The organism is Rhizobium rhizoryzae, assembly GCF_011046895.1.
GTDB lineage: Bacteria > Pseudomonadota > Alphaproteobacteria > Rhizobiales > Rhizobiaceae > Neorhizobium > Neorhizobium rhizoryzae.
On the sequence record NZ_CP049250.1, the window covers coordinates 239,498 to 257,349 of the forward strand.

Genomic DNA, 17,852 nt, shown 5'->3' on the forward strand with positions numbered 1-17,852 from the left:
AAAAGCTGCTCTCACTCCTCACCGAAAAAATCCTCGTCCAGCCGCTTGAACTCAACCGTTCGGTAGCTGCGGACGCCGACGCCGTGTTCAATCATCAGATCGGCCAGTTCTCGTCCATCGATGAGCACGACTCGTTGGGCCAGATGCCTTACATAGTCCCGCGCAGGCTGGCTGAAACTGGATGTGGTGACAAAGACACCTTTCGTAGCCCCGAAGCCAACGAGGCTGCCCACGAAGCCATTGACATCCGGTCGACCGACGGGATTGCCGGGCGCATAGCGCTTGGCCTGAAGATAGATGCGGTCGAGACCAAGCCGATCCTCACTGATAATGCCATCGACGCCGCCGTCGCCGGAACGGCCAATCTGTGCAGCTGCATCCTTGTGGCTGCCGCCATAGCCCATGGCGACCAGGAGATCGACGATAAGCTGTTCGAAGAAGGCGGGACTGTTGGAGAGGATGCGCTGAAGCAATTCGTCGCGCAAGGCTGCCTGTATGGACGCATAAGCCGCATCGATCTGCTCTTCCGGCGTCGTTCGGGCAGAGGTGTCTTGGACTGGTTCAACAGGAACACCACCCTCGTCTGCTGCCGCGCCTTCGTTTCTATAAAATTCACGAAACTCCTGCTCCTGCATGAGCATGGCTACGTCGACCCTCGCAGGAGCCGTCGCCAGAAGCGCCCGCCCCTTGTCGCTGGCCGTAAACCTGCCGCGAGCGGGCGAGACGATCAGCCCTGCTTTGCCCATGTAGAATTTAGCCCAGTGAATGCGGTTGTGCAGCACGCGTTGACGTCCGCTCGGCAGCATCTCGTCACGCTCTTCCTGAGTGAGGCCAAGATCGTCAGCAATGCGTTCCGCCACGTCGGCGACGCGCGTTTCACCAGCCGCCGCGAGACGCAAGACTGGGAGCATAAGGGTCTGGTAATCGGGAATGGTCATTGCGCCTCATTATATGTTGCGGCCCACTCGAACACCCGCTGCTGCTGATCTTTTAGAAAGGCTTTCTCATCGGCGACAGCGTATCCTAGTGAGCGAGCTGCTTCATAGAACCCCCTAAGCGTTGACGGCTCCATATGGCCGTCTTCGAGATTTTGCTGGTTCACGATGATGGCGCTAAGCAGCGGCCATCCCCTGCGGTGGGCATATTCGATCAGGTCGCCCAGATGTTGGTTGGCGGCGTAGCGCACCTTCAACCATTCGACACCGCTTTCGTCCGCAAGTTGCTTATAGGACAGGAAGCGCCGCTCTTTCGCGGCCTTCAGAACAGCGCTGAATGTCTTCTCGAATTCCAGCCCGCCGCCTTTGCGGCGGGCCATTTCGGACAAAGCTTCGAGGTAATAGGGGTCGTCCACCCGCTCAAGCCTTTGATAGTTGGCGATCAGGTTGGCTAGTTGCTTGTCATCCCAATCGCTCACAGATCTCATATCGCTAATACCCTATTGCTCACTGTCCAATTTACGAGCTGCCACACTCCAAAAAGCGCAGTACTTAAAGGACTTCGTCCAGATTATCTTCCAAATACAGAAGATAACTCTGAGTTGCCCAAAGAATGTGGCTTCCACCATCTCCGTCGCGTAATCCGCACCGGGCCTTATCTAGTTGGATCAGGCCGTCTGAATCATGAAGCTCCATGCGTCGTGCACTAATGGATTTAACGACCGTCCAGTGCTCATATTTACCGCTCATACCAAGGATAACCGTCCTGCCCTGCGCTGTATCCACGTGATCGCCAAGGACATCCCAAAACTCGTCAATGTCGCGCGGTATCTGCTTCATGGCGGTCTGTCGCCGGACCACCTTTCGCGTCTTGGAACGACGCAAGCGGCTTGCAACGTCAATCAGCTTGCCCAAATTACGGAAACTAATTCCACTCTGGACGATCGTACCGATACCGCGTCCGTCATCGAGAAGGTCAACGAGATATACAAACAGATGCCTACGATCTTCCTCGCTCATCCGCCGTGTCTCTATAAGTCCAATCCCGTTGATGATGGAATACACGCCGCAAAGACCGTCAAGCTTACCCTGCGAGACAGCTTGTCTGCCAGTTTTCTGGTTCATGCCCTTACCCCCTTTTACGTTTCCCCTTCGGTGCCGCCTCGCGCTCGGCGCGGATGCGGGCGAGCAGGTGTTCGGCGGGTTCATCATTTTCGTCCTGGGGGACCAGTTCGCCGCGGAAGGCTTTGGCCAGGATCGCCTCGTCCAGCCGGCCCACCAGTTCCAGCGCGCGCTTTGCCTCTTTCGCCAGCCGGTCGATCTTGGCGAAGGCGGATTCGATGCGGCGGACGATTTCTATTGCCTCCTCAAAGGGCGGAACCGGCACGGTCATCGCGGAGAGCTTCGACTTGCTAATCGATGCGAGGTTCGTCGTCTGCTTCCCCTCGTCGAAAAAGTGCTTTTGCCCGAATTCGTTGGCGTAATAGGACAGGAAGCGCGGAGGAACCGTGCCAGACGCCAACCTCACGCGAAACACATGGTTCTGGTGGATGCAGTCAGGAATTTGGCCGTCCCAAACCCAGCCCCGCCCGAGCTTGTCACGATCACCGCCTTCATTCATGAGAACGTCGCCCTCACAGAGGAATAGAGCGTCGGCCTCTTTGGAGGTTACCTCGATCGTCTTGATTTCCCGGAGATTGAGCCAGCCCCGCTGCACATTCGCAACGCGCAAATATGGCAACTCCAACAACTTCTCGTCAGGCTTGCGCTTCTTTCCTAGCGTGATCCCAGACTTGATGTCGGCTATTTCGCCAAGCTGCATTTGTTTCCAATGCGCGGGATGGCCAGCACTTCTGTCGCCATCAGGGTGAGCAAACTGGGCCGCGGTCAACTCCCCGCTGAACGCCTTGCTGAGCACGGCCTGCTTGTAGCGGGAGACGAGGGTTTCGATGCGGGCGAGTTCGGTGCGGGCGCGGGTGGATTTCGCGTTCAGCGCATCCAGCTTGGCCACGATACGCTTTTGCTCGGCCAAGGGTGGGAGGGGCAGACGAATGCTGCCTACGTCCCCTTTCCTGATGGAAGGAACAGTGGTTGCGACTGAAAAGGGGGCGAAATCGAGCGTCGTTAGAAACCGATATAAGAACTTCGGCTCAACTAGCCCCTGGTGTGGCGTCACAGCCATGCAATTGTTGTCTAGCACTGCCTCGACATCCAGCAGGACGCGGCGATTGAGCTTTAGCGCTTCACCGATTTTTGCGAACGCGACCGAGCCTGCAGGGACAGTTCTCGCCTTCAGGGCAGTGAGATCAGAACGACTTACGTAGTTGCCAGCACCGCTAAGGATGCCTCCATTCCGTTGATATGCTTGGGAAATATCTCGAACTTTGGCAAACGGCAATTCACCTGTGACATTTCCTTGGAAACGGTCTGGAAAACCGAAACCTGATGATATTTCGCCGACCTCATCAACAGAACTTTCAACCCATCCCCTCGGCAACTCGATCATTCCGCCGCCTCCGGCAGCTCATCGCCCAGCTCCGCCATCAGTGCCTCGATCTCCAGCGTTGCTGCCTGCAGATGGCCGAGGATGGCGGCGGCGATGTCGTCGGGTTCGATGAGGCCTTCTTCCGCCTCTTCTTCTGCCTCGCGCAGCCAGGCGATATCGAGATTGTCGCCACGAGCGGCGATGGCCTCGCGTTTAAACTCTCGCCAGCGGCCAGCTTCGCCTTCATCCGGGCCGCGCTCCTTGCCGTAGGGGCTTGTTCCAAAGGCCTGTTCAAACTCTTCGAAATGGGCTTCCGTCAGCGGCGTGGTCTTGCCGAATTTCGGCATCTGGGCGCGCAGGTCATAGATCCAGACGGATTTCGTGTTGGCGCTCTCGGTCTTGCCCCTCGTCAGGAAGATGACGTTGGTCTTCACCCCTTGCGCATAGAAGATGCCGGTCGGCAGGCGCAGGATGGTGTGCAACTCGCACCAGTCCATCATCATCCGGCGCAGTTCGCGCCCACGCCCGTCTTCGAAGAGAACATTGTCAGGCACGACGATCGCCGCGCGACCACCGGGCTGCAGCGCGCGGATGCAGTGTTCGACAAAGGGAAGCTGGTAGGAGGAGACATTTGCCGTGACCGAGAGGTCATCGCGGGTCGGCGCGCCGCCTGCCGGGCCAAAGGGTGGGTTGGTGAGGATGAGATTGGCGCGGCCAAGGGTCTTGCCCTTGTCGGAGAGCGTATCGCCGAGATCGACATGGTCGCCATCGATATCGTGCAGATAGAGGTTCATCAAAAGCAGACGCAGCGTGCCCGGCACGTTTTCCATGCCGTGGATGGCGCGGCGCTTCTGGAACTCCTGCTCCTTCTCGCCGAGTTCCAGATAGTCATCGGTGCGCGCCTTCATGTAGCGATCGGCGGCAATCAGGAAGCCGCCGGTACCGGCGGCGGGATCCTGAATGACTTCGCCGGGCTTTGGCTGCATGAGGCGGACCAGAAGCTCGATCAGCACGCGGGGGGTAAAATATTGGCCGGCACCGCGCTTGGTTTCTTCCGCGTTCTTCTGCAGCAGGCCTTCATAGAGATCGCCGAACTGGTCGCGCTCCTCGGAGAACCAGTCGAGCTCATCGATGGCGGTGACCAGTGTCGTCAGGTTCTGCGGCTCGCGCAGGAAGGTGGAGGCGTTGTCGAAGATTTTTTGCACCATGTCGGGCAGCGGACGGGCATCGGCATACCGCTTGCGCTCTTCCGGGCTCGCGCCTGCGATGGGGGGCAGCACGAGAGCGTCGTCCTGCCCGAGCTTCGTGCTGGCGGCGCCGAGGGTGACGAGAACCTTGCGGTAATGTTCGAGCTTCGCCAGTCCGTTCGCCGCGACCAGATCCGCCCAGCGCATGCCCTTGGGCAGGCTGCCCGTCTCGCGGTTGCGCTCGGCCATCATCTTCAGAAACAGCAGATAGGTCAGCTCGGTGACATATTGCTGATAGGTGATGCCGTCCTTGCGCAGGACCGTGCAGAGGCGCCAGAGTTTCTGGACGATGGCATTGGCATTCATTGCGTGATTCTCATCTGATCCCGGATCGTGATTGCGGTTGTAGTCATCAGCCGTCGATGGTCAACGACGGCCTTGAGGGTCACGCGGCGGGCGGCGCCCAGATCGCCTCGTTGAAGGCATGCAGCACCTCGTCGAGTTCGCCATCGAACTCCTGCGCGATGCGCTTGAAGCCGCCCTTGTCAGCAAAGGCGCCCTGGTCCAGCAAGGTCGGATCGGCCACGGGCTTGTCCTTCAAGGCGCGACCGATGCGGCGCAGCCACTCCTTCTGCTTTTGCGTCCAGGATCGGGAGGCCTCGATCTTGACGATCGCGTTGTCGACGCGGGTGGCATAGGGGATGAGAGGATCGCCGAGCGCTGCCTGGCGGACGAAGCCGATGATATGGGCGGCGATGTCGGCATTGCGGGCGCGGCCATAAGCGGCACGCAGCATGGCTTCGGAATAATTCTTCTCATCGAGCAGGCCCGCGAGTTCCGAAAGCTCCTTGCGGGTCAGATCACGCGGGCGCTGGGTGACAGCAATCAGCGCCGGAACCTGGTTCATGTTTTCTCGCACGAAGCGTTCGAAGCCGGTGATGTAATCCTCCGGCGTCGTGTTCTTGCCAAAAATCTCCTCGATGCGCAGCAGCTCGTCCTCATGGGTGGAGATGACCACGCCATCATTCTTTTCTGTACGCAGCGGGCGGCGTTCCAGCAGTTCGACTGCGCGAGGATGAGCGGCCAGCCACTGCTGCAACTCGGCACCGGAACGGGTGGAGAGTTGCTGGAGCGCCATGTCGGGGGTTTCGCCTGTGTGGCGCTCAAAGCTCTCGCGGGTCTCGGCATCCATGCGCTTCACAAGGCTGCGCATGCGCACGACGACCTGGGCTGCGACCCAGCTCTTGTCCTCTTCTATCTCCGCATTCTGCAGATCCGTGACGAGCTGGCCGAGCGCGATATCCGGCTTCACGACAACCGGACGCATGTCGCTCATTTCTTGTAGTTCGGCATAGAGATCGACGGCGTCGAAGATGCGGAAATGCTCCTTGCCGATATCGGGGCAGAGCCGCGTGGCGCGGCCGATCATCTGGTCGTAGAGGATGCGGCTTTTGACCCTTCGGACGAAGACCAGATTGCAGATCGAGGGCACATCGACGCCGGTGGTGAGCAGATCGACGGTGACGACATATTTCGGATAGGGGTCGTTCTTGAACTTCAGGATCAGGTCGTCTGCCTTGTCGACCGTGCCGGTGATCTTCGCCACCATGCCATGCGGCACGTTTTCCTTGCCGTATTCCTCCTGCAGTTCCTCGACCAGAAGACGGACGATGTCATCGGCATGAGCATCGCGTGCGGCGAAAATCAGCGTCTTTCCGGCTTTGGATGGCGGGATTTCGGTCGCGATGGCGCGGCAGACGATGCGATTAAAGGATTCCGAATAGACGCGCCTGTTGAAGTCGGCGAGGTCGTAATCAAGCGAGACTTCGTCCGGCAGTTCGAAGAGATCGATCTGGCCCGTCTTGCGATCGATGATCTCGACCTCCTCTCCACCCTTGAAATGGATGCCGGCCTCCGACAGAGCGGTCGTGATGCGCTTCGGCGGCAGGTGATCGTTGAGATAACCTTCGACGACGGCCTGACGATAGCCATAGTGGAAGACGGGGTGGCCGAAGATCTCACGGGTGTGAAGCGCAGGCGTCGCCGTCAGCGCCACCTTCACGGCGTCGAAATAGTCGAGGATCTGGCGGTAAGCCGACTGGTAGTCGTCAATGTTGCGGAAGCCGATATCGCTCTCACGCAGCTCGGCATCCAGCGTGTAACCGCGGTGGGCTTCGTCCACGATGATGCAGTCGAAGGTACCGGGTGTGGGGCGCTTAGCAGGGTCTGGCTCGTTGAGGATGCGGGCAATCAGCGACTGGACTGTCGCGACCTGCACCTGGTCCTCGTCCTCCGGCAGTTTCTGCTCCAGCCCGGCAATCTTGTAGATCTGGGCGAAGTTAAGCATGCCCTCGATCTCAGTGGTCTCCAGCGCATCGCTTGTCTGCCGGCCCAGCGCCTTGCGGTCGACCAGGAAGAGTATGCGGCGGAAGCGCTTGTGTTTCAGAAGGCGGTACATCAGGGCGATCGCGGTGCGTGTCTTGCCGGTGCCGGTCGCCATGGAGATGAGGATGTCGCGCTGGCCGGCGACCACGGCATTCTCGATCGCGGCGATCGCCTCTTCCTGGTACGGGCGCATCCGACCCTTGCCGAAGCTTTCTTCGGCGAGTCCTTGCGCGGCGGTATCGACATCGGTGGTGAGTTTGTCGAGAAGATCCTTGGGCGAGAACCAGCTCGTCATCGGAACGGCTTGGTTGGTCTCGCGCCGGACATCACGGTACCAGATGCCGGATTTTGTCACCCACTGACGCACGAAGGGGCGGCCATTGGTGGCAAAGATGAAAGGCACGCGGAAGGGGTCATCCAGGCCATGTTTCCAAGGGCCGTACGGATGCACTGCTTCCGGGGAGAGCACTATGGTGCGAGAATAGCGTTCGGCTTGTTGCAGAGTAGACGGCACGTCGACGCTCTCGCGCTTGGCCTCGATGACGCAGACGCAGGTGAGGCCGACGAAAAGGGCATAATCCGCCCGGCCACCTTCGGCGGGCCATTCGGCAATTGCGAGATTACGGCCCTCCTCCGGTCGAGCGCCCTTTTGATGGGTCAGACGGTCGCTGTCGGCTTCCCATCCGGCATCGACGAGTTGCACGTCGATCAGCCGGCGGGTCTGGCGCTCATCCAGTTCCAGGCGGCTCGCGGCCGCAAGACCTGCCTGCTTGAACTCCATCTGGATCTGTGCGGGCTGGGTTTCGGCCGCCTTCTGCAGTTCGGCCAGCTTGTGAGCGAGTGCGGCCTGATTGGCCTCCATCTGGACGGCGGTCTGCTCCCAGACGGCACTATCTGCTGAAGCCTGGCGAGCCAGTTCTTCCGCGGCTGCGCGGGCCTTTGCGAGCTCTTCGGCAGAGGCATGGGCAGCCGCTAGTTTCTCCTCGGCGTCCCTGACCTGAGCACGCAGGACGGCGAGCTCGGCCTGCGTTGCCTGGTCGGTATCGGTTGAGGGTTTAGGCGGGACGAACGGACCCGGTTTGAAGTTCGGATCACGTCCAAAGGTACGGCGATACCAGGTCGCCAAAGCACTACAGAACTTCAGCGCAGCCAACGCTTCAGCAGGAGATCCCGCCAGGCTGTGAGCGGCGCTGTTGCCGCGCGTCCGAATCGCGTGGAAAATATTGGCGACTTCACGCGGCAGCACTTGCTGGGCCGAAAGCCTGCGAAGCAGATCATTCGTCGTGTCGCGTGCGGCGGGATCGTAGGCGCCGGAAAGGGCGGCGATTTCCTTGACCATGTATTCGCCGAACTGGCGGCTCTTGATCAGTGAGGTATTGGCATCTTCGGAGAAAAACCGTTCCGCAAGCACACCTAAACGATAGAGTTCAGGGCTCATCTCTTCCAAATGACCGAAATTCGCCGACAACGCCCCACCCAGATGCTTTGCAATGCTATTTAGCGGAACATGCCATAGGTTGCCGAAGCTGGCAAACTAGAGTTGTGGCGACCAGCCGATGAAGAAAGTCACCGATCTGCGGAAATTATTTCCGAGACATCAGGGCAATACCTTCCCAAAAGCGTCCCATCCAAAGAAGCTATTGGTGCAAAGTTCGTCGCCAGGAGCGTGTTGGGGATTAGCCTCGGTGGGAGAGACGCAGATGTCCGGCGGTCTCCGGTTAACGCCTGACATGGGGCCGAGAGCGGACTGTCCGTTGTTGGAGTATTCCGCATATAAAGCTGACATTACCGGCAGAGGCACACAATAGGATCAGGCCCACTTACGCTATACCAAAAGCGGGAGGAGAAGTTTGCAGTTCCCACAGCGCAATAGTTGAGGGCAATTCTATCTTCGCCTTCTAAAAATGCACAAGAGAGTATCTCCTGTTTGCTTGGGCACGCGATGTGTTGCAACAATCAACTACTCGCGTAATAGTAGCGTTCGCCAATTGAAGGTGGGCCGAGAAGCCCCAATGGTGAGGAGGGGCGGGTTTGTTTCTAAAGAAGGTAACCGAGATAAAGAATGTCGGCCGCTTCAAATCGGCGCGCATCGGCGGAGGCAACTATGAGCCGTTCACGCTGATTTATGGAGGTAATGGCCGCGGCAAAACAACGCTAGGCGCAATCCTTCGGTCCCTTCGGCTCAACGACCCGAAGCTCGTCACGCGCCGGAAAACGTTCAATGCCACATCCGATCCTTCGATTGGCTTGCTGCTCGACACGGGTCCGGTACGGTTCTCGAACGGTGCCTGGAGCGGATCCAGCCCAGACATTCACATCTTCGACCAGCATTTTGTTAACGAAAACGTCCATGGCGGCGACCAGGTGGATGTCGAGCACCGCCGCAATTTTTATCGCATTGTCGTCGGTACTACCGGAGTAGCTCTTGCGGAGGAGGTTGACAAGTTAGATGCCGACGCAACCGCAAAGCAGGCCGAGATAACGACTGAGAAAAAGGTGCTTGAGCAGCATGTGCCGAAGGGCTTTAAGCTCGAAGCGTTTCTCAAGCTCGCTGCTGATCCCACAGTAGACAAGAAGATCGAGGACGCTACGCTTAAACTGAAGGCCATTAATGATTTAGACGCCATCAAATCCCGTAAGCTCTTGAGCGTGCCAGAGTTGCCAGCATTGCCGGAGGGTTTCGTCGCGCTTCTTGCCAAGGGTGTTGACGGGATCGCGGCCGATGCGGCCGAGCGCGTCAAACAACAGATCGCGGCTCACGACTTTCACGAGGGTGGTGAAACTTGGCTAGCCCAGGGGCTGAAACATGCCACTGGTGAAAACTGCCCATTCTGCGCCAAAACGATGGCGGACAATGACCTGATCAATGCCTATCGCGGCTATTTCAGCGAGGCCTATGCGGATCACAAGGATACAATTGCCGACATGAGTAAGGCGCTCAATGGAGCATTGTCGGCAGCGGCAGCGCTCAAGTGCGAGCAGGCCTTCAAGGACGCGGAGGCTGATGCGGCTTTCTGGGAAGACTACTGCGACCACCAATACCAGGGCCCGGAAGCGGCGACTCGGGTAGTTGCCGAGATTGACGCTCTCCTCCAGGCGGCGAAGGCCGTTTTACAACATAAGACAGAAGCTCCTCTGGAAGCTGTGCCAGAGTCTGCCGATTTCATCGAAGCAAATGCGAAATGGTCTTCAACCGTAAAGGAACTCAACGCCGCATCAGAAAAGGTCGCTGCAGCAAATCAGCTTATCCAGGCCGTAAAGGAGGGAAGCGCCGCGGCAAATAAAGCCGCGGTGGAGGAGAATCTCGCGGGGCTTGAAGCCGTCCGGAAGCGGCATGTCGAGCCGGTTCTCACGCTAGCAACCGGCTACCAGAAACTGCTGGATGAAAAGAAGGCTTTGGTCGATGACAAGGACACCAAGAAGAAGGCGTTGGATATCTATGACGAGGCAATTCTTGGAGCGTATGAGGTCGACATCAACAAGATCCTAGCCACATTCGGGGCCGGGTTCCGGCTGGCCAAATGCGGCAAAAATTATATCGGGAAGGTGCCGCAGTCGACCTACTGCTTGCGGTTCGACTCCAACGACGTCGACGTGACACGGAATGGCGAGAACGATCCGGGGTTCGACACGACGATGAGCACTGGCGACAAGAATACCTTCGCGCTGGCCTTCTTCCTCGCGCAGCTAAAGCGAGACGCGGATCTTTCCCGCAAGGTCGTAGTGTTCGACGATCCCTTCACGAGCCTCGACGATTTCCGACGCGCTATGACGGCGAAGGAGATCGTCAGGACAGGCGGCGAGGCAGCTCAGACGATAGTCCTGAGCCACGACAAGTTCTTCCTCGACGCTGTACGCGTCCTAATCCACGGCGTGGCCTGTACGACGATGCAAATTTCCGGGACCTCCACCGGCTCGTCAATCGAGCCTTGGGAAATCGAGTGGGAAGTAAAGGAAGGCTATCTTCAAGAACATATGTTACTTCAGGAGTTCGCCGAGGGTCGCAACAACAACGCGCGGGAAATGCGGACTGCGATGCGGCCGCTTTTGGAAAAATACATCCGCTACCGGTTTCCCAACCAAATCCTAGACGGAAAATGGCTGGGCGACATGCTGGCGATTATTCGCGCGGACGCCAGCCATCCTCTAACGCCGCAGTATAACGACTTGGACGACATCAATCAGTTCACGGCGCCTTTCCACCACGATCCAAATGCGGCTTTTGTAGACGACGAAGTTCGGACATATGCACAGCGTACTATTGCGATCGTCGGCGGATGCTGACGCTCCTTGCGGACTATGGCAGGCTGGTTGCGTGAGAATGTCCGGTTCCAAGTTATGCTATGACTTGCCAAATGACCGAGTGGGAGGCGCGAAGCGGCCATCCCGGGCACTGTAACCTTCTTCGTGAGAGCGGAAATTATTGCCCCTCGCCCGTCCTGTTGACTGATGCCCAAAGCCAGGGCACAAAGATGGCATCCACAGTCGCTCGCGGCAGGAAAATAGAGGGAATTCAAAGGCGATTTCGATAAGTCATTGAAATAATGTGAGAATCCAGGTTTCCCAGGCAGGAGATTTTGCCACCAATTTCCTCCGTTATAAAGTTCCCATTCCCCACCAGAAATCGTGGCGTCTTTTCAGCCACTTGGCTCGATTTTACGTCAATTGGAATGTGACGTTCCCCGGACCCCAAAGACGCTCCGCGCTCGCAAAGCGATGGCTGGGGACCCTGTTCTAGTGCTTCAAACAGTCTGCAACGAACGATGGATTTGGGGCTGACAGTGGACTGGCAGCTTCAAGGATGGTCAAACAAAATAGCGGACTCGCGAGCGTCGGCAGCGCAATACGGCGAAATGCCTGAGAGACGTGGATCGCCGCCGTATGGCGGACGGCACAAATCGTCGCACGTTTCATAGCCATCTTCGATGCCAAGGGCCCACCACCAACGTCCAAGTTGCTTCAAGGTCAGTCCCGCATCCGACGTCGAGGCAGGGTCATAAGGCTGATAACGACGTGGACCCCAAAAATTGATCCCACGATGGAGAGCCTTGTTTCTGATTCGTCCGTCTGAAAAACATAGGGGGCGTGGGTTTCCCCAGGCGTACGTGGGACGACCCCGATGTGTGGTGCGCTCTAAATAGGCATGGCTGGAATTAACCCGACTGGTTATCCGCTGTACGAGGACATACTCATAACCAGCCTTCTGGGCAATTCGCCGCCCCAGGCAATGATCGATTACCACGCTCCAAGGTGCGGTTGGAAAGATATCCAATGCCGCTGTCCGGTATCCCTCGAATTCTGGGTTTACATAAACCAGTCGCAGAGGGTCTTTGTCGACGACGAGAACGTCATTAATCGACCACTTCTTGTGCTGGTAGCAGTTGTCTCCAAAATGATCGGCAAGTGCTTTCCGCGAACGCGCTGCGATGGGAATATTCCAGGGCCCATGTCCCCGCATCCGGGTAGCGATGTACCGGAATTCTCCTGGCCGAAAGGTCTTTGCCAAATTGATCAAGGGTAGCCCTACGCTGCTTTTTGACGTCCACCACTGAAAAGCATCCGCGGGGACTCATCTGGTTCAGGCAGCCGATTTTTGCACTTGCAGGCCTCGCCTTAACCGTCTCTATTTGGCGCTAAAGAGATGTGCCACCATTGCACCACCTGAGCGTCACTCGATCGGCATCCCACCGATTGCAACTAATGCTAGCTCCTCAAAGAAGGATCTCCTATGCTTTGCTTAGATCGAGGCGCATTGAGATTCCAATGAAAAGTTCAACTGATTCCCCAAAAAGTCCCGATCGTTTTTTTTGGGGAGCAGAGAATGACTATCCCTACGGCGTGGTCCGGCTAGCCACTTACTTTAATCGCGAAAAGACGGACGCAACCTTGATTTTTGCATCCGTCGAGCTGCTCCCCCAGCCATTTCCGGAACCTGACACTGGTCAACTCGAGCATGTAACAGCTCGAGGCGTAGCAGGGGGCACCCTCTTTTTCCGCCGTGTTGCAATGACCGGCACTGAGGCGCTTCGCTGGTACGTTTCGGTCCTAGAAGGTGCGGCTACTACCCCTATCCCCCTTCTATCGACTGACCGCGTCAAAGCTGATGGTGGGCCGCTATCAGTGGGTCCGCTCACGGAAGACCCTCCTTGGCCTGAGCTTGGCCTCTTCTTAGGAACCGAGAGACCAGAGGACGGTATGCGATACGAGCTACCATTCCTGAGTGACTGGCAAGACCAGCCTCGAATTCATCGTTCGCTGGCTGCGACGAATGTAGCCTTGGCGAACATCGTGAACGAGGCTAGAAATCGATCCTGGCTCGCCGCTCGCGTGCACCTAGATTTCGTTACGCATCCGGAATGGATCGGTAGCCTTGCTCTTATTGCTCCCAATCCTGTCTGGCGCCGCTTAGAGCGTCGGCGCATCCCTCCCAGCGACGGCCATGCTGAGCGCACGCTAGTTAACATTGTTCCACGACCGGGAGCTTCAACGGACGGGTTGGAGGTCGTATCATTTCAAGAAAGTGCGGGCCTCGTCACGCGACTGCAACGACGGAGATTGCGCGGTGAAAGGGCATTTGAGGTTTTCTATCACGGGAATAGGCTTCGCGCTGAGGGCCTGATAATTTCCTGTGAGCAGCGTGGGCCCCTCTACTGGTCGAAGCCGGCTCCGTTCATAAGGTCGATCACCCTAAGGTCGTCTGTAATTCACGGGGGTCGCCGCTATACTGCCCCCGCGGGTCGGACTATCGGCGGTCCAACAGAAATATTCGGCGTGCCTGACATTGCCGACGAAACCATTACTGTCGGTGATCGTTCGGCCGCGAGAGACGAGTTCGCAGACAGCGCCTCCCGCAGGGCGCGCAAGCACGCTGGCGAGCGGCTAGGCCAGCGTTGGTTCGCGGGCGACCACGGTGTCGCGGCAGCGTTTCTGCGCTCCATCATCGGCGAGGCCCGCTCGACCCTAGGCATCTTCGATCCTTACGTTACAGGGTTGGAATTGTTTCGTTTCGCACACGCCGTAACTCGTGCCGCTGTTTCCATTCGCATTCTGACTTCCGCCTTGCCATTTCATCAGACGGACCATGTTGTCGAGGCCCAACGCTTAGATGAGGTGGAGCAAGAGGTCACGCGGTTGCAGACGTCTCGAAACTCTCTGGCAGGAGCACAGGTGCGTGTATTGAGAGGCGATCCGCCCCGACTTCATGACCGGTTCCTCGTAATTGACGACGATGTCTGGTTTACAGGGAATTCCCTTGGGACAATCGGTGACCGCGCGGGCATGATTATCCGCCTACCCGACCCCGCGCCGGTGCTTGAGGAATTGGCTCAACTTTTCGATGGCGCCGAAGACATCGCAACTTTTGTCTCACGGCGCCGGGACGCCGTTGCAAGAGCTGCCGCGACCCTAGCCAAGGAGAATTAGCCATGACCGGTATCGTCCTTGCAGGGCCATCGATTGAGCCTACTGCTACACCTGTTCCAAATCTACCAGGGCCTTCTGAACTGCTCTGGCCATCGGTTAGGTTCGTTCCACTGCGCTCGATGTGGGCGCGATACGATGAGCGGGGCTTCCCCGATCGCACGTCGATCGATACGCGTCGGCGCGAGATCAAGTCGACCGACCGTGAGGCCAGCGATGCGCTGGCCTTGGACGCTTTCCTTGAAGCGATGGCTTTTGCACAGGTCCGAATTTGGATCTTGGATCCGAAGTTCGACATGTCCCAAGCGATAATCCTAGAGGCTGTGGTCAACGCCACCGACGCTTCGGACATCCGTTTGCTATCCGAACACCAAGGTGCGGTGCAGTCCCAGCAGATTGTGGACTTTGTCGCTGACCTTAGCAGACTTGCAAACGATCGCTCGCCGAGACCCGTCCGGGAAATAGGGATCGCATGGCGGCCCGTACTGAACAAAGATCACTATCCCTACCTGCATGACCGCTTTGCCATCGTCGACGAAGAGCTGTGGCATTTCGGAGCCACCGTTGGAGGTGGGCATCATGGGTTGAACGCGGCAAGCCGTGGCTGGAACGCAAGTGAGACACAGGCAATAAGGTTTTTTGAACATCTCTGGGAGGAGGGGGGCACCGAGCGACCTCGACATGCTCGTACGCCCTTGGCCCCTACGCAAAGAGGCCGCAGATGAGAGGATGGCGCATTCCCGAGAGCTTGGCCTTGGTACGCTACCAGAAACGTCAACGCCGCGAGGCAGAGCAATTCTGGGTGAGGCACCCGGAGACGGACCACACCCGAGCTGCGCTGGCGTCTTGGCTGAAGGAGGAGGCAGCGCGCGGCGGGTCGAACGATGAAGTACATAGCGGCGGGAAGCGCCTCGGTTCCCGCCTTGAGCGCTTCCTACTGCTCGCAGGCCTCGACGATGCAGCAGGCCGGTTTGCGACGCTCAGCCGTAGTGCGGATGATGACCCGGCCGCTCTCTGGATGCTTGGCCTTGCGGCCGCAGATGCGGTTTCCCAGCGCCCGGATGAAACTACGTGGCAGGTTGCCCGAAATATTCTGACGTCTCTTGCTTGGGATGCGTTTGAGTCGGACCTTGTCGATCGTCTGAAGAAAAACTCGGCACTAGCTGGGCGTTTCCTGACTTTAGCGAGGGCAATCGTTGATGCAGAGAACAGTGATCCTGCTGGAGGTGTGCTGAGCAGCGAGCGCGATAGCTTCGCGGCCGCCGTCGCGGATTGGAGAGAAACCAGAAGTTTGAAGTCCCTGCACCAAACATTGCCTGGCAGCGAGTTTTATTGGGGTCAAAGCAGCGAAATCTTGCTCGTAGTCCATCAGTATAGCCGCGAAGAGTTCGTCACTCTTCTTTCCCGCTTCGACTTGCCCCATCCGGTGCAGGTAGCGCTCTCCTCCAGGAGGGTCCTCAACGACTTGGAAGAGATCTCACAGCTTCTACAGCTAGCGCCTCCGGCGTTCGATGCACAGAGCGCGTGGAACGGCTCCCCGGTCGCGCCGCTTCTGCTCGAGGCCGGCCTAGAGCATCTGCGGAGCAGACTTCAGTGGCCTGACGATGAGTCTGGCCACTCCAACGAGGAGGTAGCCGCCGATCTTGCCTGGGCCGCTTCAGAGCTGACATCGTCCGCGAACTTGCGGCGTGACGGTCGCTCGTTAACCTTCAATCAATCTAGTCGCTTGGTACGGGATCTCGCTTGGCGCTTTTCGCAAAACGGCCGGAACCCGCCCCCGCAGGCTTCAGATGTGGGAACCGCCCCGGCGTGGTTCTTATTAGATTCGCTCGTAAAGCATCCGGCAGCTCGTTCCTGGGCAGGATGGCGACCGCCTGATATGATGGCCGAGGACGCCTATTTCGGGGCCGTTGCTGCGATGCTGCCCGCCATAGCCGCCAATGATCAAAGCAGCAGCTCCAACGAAGATCTGCCGATACCTTCCACACCTGAAGACGTGGTGGGGATTGGATCTGTTCACACCGCGCTTACCCTTGCCTCAAGACCTTCGGATTGGGTCCATCAGATGCTAGGCTGGGGCCTCGCAGGCTTGCCGGATCCGGCTGGAACCTGGTACCAGCGATGGCGCGCGATACTGTACTTCCGTGATCGGGATTTGCATCGTGTGAGATCTGGAGATGACGGGGGAGCCCACGCAGTTCCGAAGGCACTCTGGGCCATCGGCATGGGAGCGGTGGATTGGCTTGAGTCGCGCGACTCTAATGAGGGATCGTCGGGCATAGCTCTATGCGCTCGTCTATACGACGCTGCACTTGAGCGCTGGCTCACTTCGCCGTTCATTGATGAATTCTGGTCCAGCGCCGTCATTCATGTTGTCGTGAGGTGGGTGAAGCTTGTGACAAACGATCACGCTCCATCCCCTGACGCGGCGCATGCGACTTTGGTTCTTGCGAAAATTATAGGCCCATTTATTGCGCCGGACGAACACTTCCTGCGGTTGCTGCGCTCGCTGCAACTAAATGGCACGTCAACCCAGGCCATCAAGGAGGCTCTGGAGTCGAACGGGTCGAACCTAGATCATATCGCGGAAGTCATTCGTGCCCTCGCTGATATCGATGCGCGCTTCGCAGCTTCGGCGTTGCGCCTTCTCGCCGATATGCAAGCTAATCCGAGGGCCGAAGTAGGCAAGCTGGAGTGAGTGCTCAAGGGCTGCTACCGATAACGCCGAGGCCGACGAATCAATTGCAAAGAAAGCGATCCGACGAGATAATTAGCCCTCAGAGCCGAGAGGAAGCAAAGTTCGGAATAATGCAGTTCAGCCCGTTACGCCATGAGTTGGACGAGGTGGGGCACTGCGACTACCTCGCGCAGCTTGCAAACTATCTGGACGCAAAGCGAACCTGCTCAGGTTCCAATCTAGCCGGCGAACGATAGGCCTCAGGAGCGTCCTGCCAACAACGCAATCGATTCGAAGCCGGCGAGCGGTCCGCTTTCGGTTAAAGCGTCCAAGTCCAAATAACCAAGATAAGGCGCAAGGCGGACAAACGCGCGGTGATCGCTAGAGGGAAGTTGGGACCTCATTAGCGGAAATAATTGCCGCTCGCCCGCCCTGTTGACTGATGCCCAAAGCCAGGGCACAAAGGTGGCATCCACGGTCGCTCGCGGCAGGAAAACAGAGGGAATTTCAAGACTTTTACTTAAGTCATTGAAATCATGTGAGAATCCAGGCTCCCCAGGCAAGTCGTCTTTGAGCGATTCTTCGATCCAAATTGGCGATTATCGCCTGCACGGAAAAGTGGCGTCTTCTCAATAACTTGAACAACACTGGACCGCGCTTTCAAGCCTAAACGTGGTGCTTCGAGCGGGTCTCGCAAAATTGGCTGGGGACCCGCGATCAATGACCGCAACGGGGCCGGTGGCGGTCTGTCCGCTCTTGGTTAC

General features: G+C 57.9%; 10 protein-coding genes. 4 read left to right on the forward strand and 6 right to left on the reverse strand.

Annotated elements, in window-relative coordinates:
* Positions 1-11: 11 nt before the first annotated feature.
* The 6 genes from G6N80_RS07455 to hsdR all read right to left on the reverse strand — a co-directional run bounded on the left by G6N80_RS07455 (position 12) and on the right by hsdR (position 8,430).
* A complete protein-coding gene (locus G6N80_RS07455; protein WP_165132718.1) occupies positions 12-938 on the reverse strand; it encodes a restriction endonuclease in 927 nt (308 codons plus the stop codon).
* Positions 935-1,414 (reverse strand): hypothetical protein, encoded by a 480-nt coding sequence (locus tag G6N80_RS07460; protein ID WP_165132720.1) that lies wholly within the window; start codon positions 1,412-1,414, stop codon positions 935-937. Before G6N80_RS07460 ends, G6N80_RS07455 begins: the two co-directional genes overlap by 4 nt.
* A 73-nt stretch (positions 1,415-1,487) precedes the next feature.
* A complete protein-coding gene (locus G6N80_RS07465) occupies positions 1,488-2,060 on the reverse strand; it encodes a hypothetical protein (RefSeq protein WP_165132723.1) in 573 nt (190 codons plus the stop codon).
* Positions 2,061-2,064: 4 nt separating this feature from the next.
* Positions 2,065-3,441: a restriction endonuclease subunit S gene (locus G6N80_RS07470; protein WP_165132726.1), complete on the reverse strand. Its 1,377-nt coding sequence runs from the start codon at positions 3,439-3,441 to the stop codon at positions 2,065-2,067.
* Positions 3,438-4,973 (reverse strand): class I SAM-dependent DNA methyltransferase, encoded by a 1,536-nt coding sequence (locus G6N80_RS07475; protein WP_165132729.1) that lies wholly within the window; start codon positions 4,971-4,973, stop codon positions 3,438-3,440. Before G6N80_RS07475 ends, G6N80_RS07470 begins: the two co-directional genes overlap by 4 nt.
* Positions 4,974-5,052: 79 nt before the next feature.
* Positions 5,053-8,430: a type I restriction-modification system endonuclease gene (hsdR, locus tag G6N80_RS07480; RefSeq protein WP_246251462.1), complete on the reverse strand. Its 3,378-nt coding sequence runs from the start codon at positions 8,428-8,430 to the stop codon at positions 5,053-5,055.
* Positions 8,431-9,023: 593 nt separating this feature from the next.
* On the opposite strand from hsdR, the gene G6N80_RS07485 reads away from it, so the two are divergent.
* The 4 genes from G6N80_RS07485 (at position 9,024) to G6N80_RS07500 (ending at position 17,109) form a co-directional block, all read left to right on the forward strand.
* Positions 9,024-11,276, forward strand: coding sequence for an AAA family ATPase (locus G6N80_RS07485; protein WP_165132735.1), 2,253 nt, complete (start codon positions 9,024-9,026; stop codon positions 11,274-11,276).
* A 1,722-nt stretch (positions 11,277-12,998) separates the two neighbouring features.
* Positions 12,999-14,414, forward strand: a complete 1,416-nt coding sequence (locus G6N80_RS23340) for a VPA1262 family N-terminal domain-containing protein (protein ID WP_246251525.1) — start codon at positions 12,999-13,001, stop codon at positions 14,412-14,414.
* Positions 14,415-14,416: 2 nt separating this feature from the next.
* A complete protein-coding gene (locus G6N80_RS07495; RefSeq protein WP_165132741.1) occupies positions 14,417-15,136 on the forward strand; it encodes a hypothetical protein in 720 nt (239 codons plus the stop codon).
* Entirely contained in the window at positions 15,133-17,109 is a 1,977-nt protein-coding gene (locus G6N80_RS07500) for a hypothetical protein (protein WP_165132744.1), read from the forward strand. The genes G6N80_RS07495 and G6N80_RS07500 overlap by 4 nt, the downstream gene beginning before the upstream one ends.
* The last annotated feature ends 743 nt before the right edge of the window (positions 17,110-17,852 follow it).

Excerpts from the sequence above, each read along its gene's own strand:
- G6N80_RS07455 (WP_165132718.1), bottom strand. The coding sequence starts at position 938 with ATGACCATTCCCGATTACCAGACCCTTATGCTCCCAGTCTTGCGTCTC.
- G6N80_RS07465 (WP_165132723.1), bottom strand. The coding sequence starts at position 2,060 with ATGAACCAGAAAACTGGCAGACAAGCTGTCTCGCAGGGTAAGCTTGAC.
- G6N80_RS07470 (WP_165132726.1), bottom strand. The coding sequence starts at position 3,441 with ATGATCGAGTTGCCGAGGGGATGGGTTGAAAGTTCTGTTGATGAGGTC.
- G6N80_RS07475 (WP_165132729.1), bottom strand. The coding sequence starts at position 4,973 with ATGAATGCCAATGCCATCGTCCAGAAACTCTGGCGCCTCTGCACGGTC.
- hsdR (WP_246251462.1), bottom strand. The coding sequence starts at position 8,430 with ATGAGCCCTGAACTCTATCGTTTAGGTGTGCTTGCGGAACGGTTTTTC.
- G6N80_RS23340 (WP_246251525.1), top strand. The coding sequence starts at position 12,999 with ATGACCGGCACTGAGGCGCTTCGCTGGTACGTTTCGGTCCTAGAAGGT.
- G6N80_RS07495 (WP_165132741.1), top strand. The coding sequence starts at position 14,417 with ATGACCGGTATCGTCCTTGCAGGGCCATCGATTGAGCCTACTGCTACA.
- G6N80_RS07500 (WP_165132744.1), top strand. The coding sequence starts at position 15,133 with ATGAGAGGATGGCGCATTCCCGAGAGCTTGGCCTTGGTACGCTACCAG.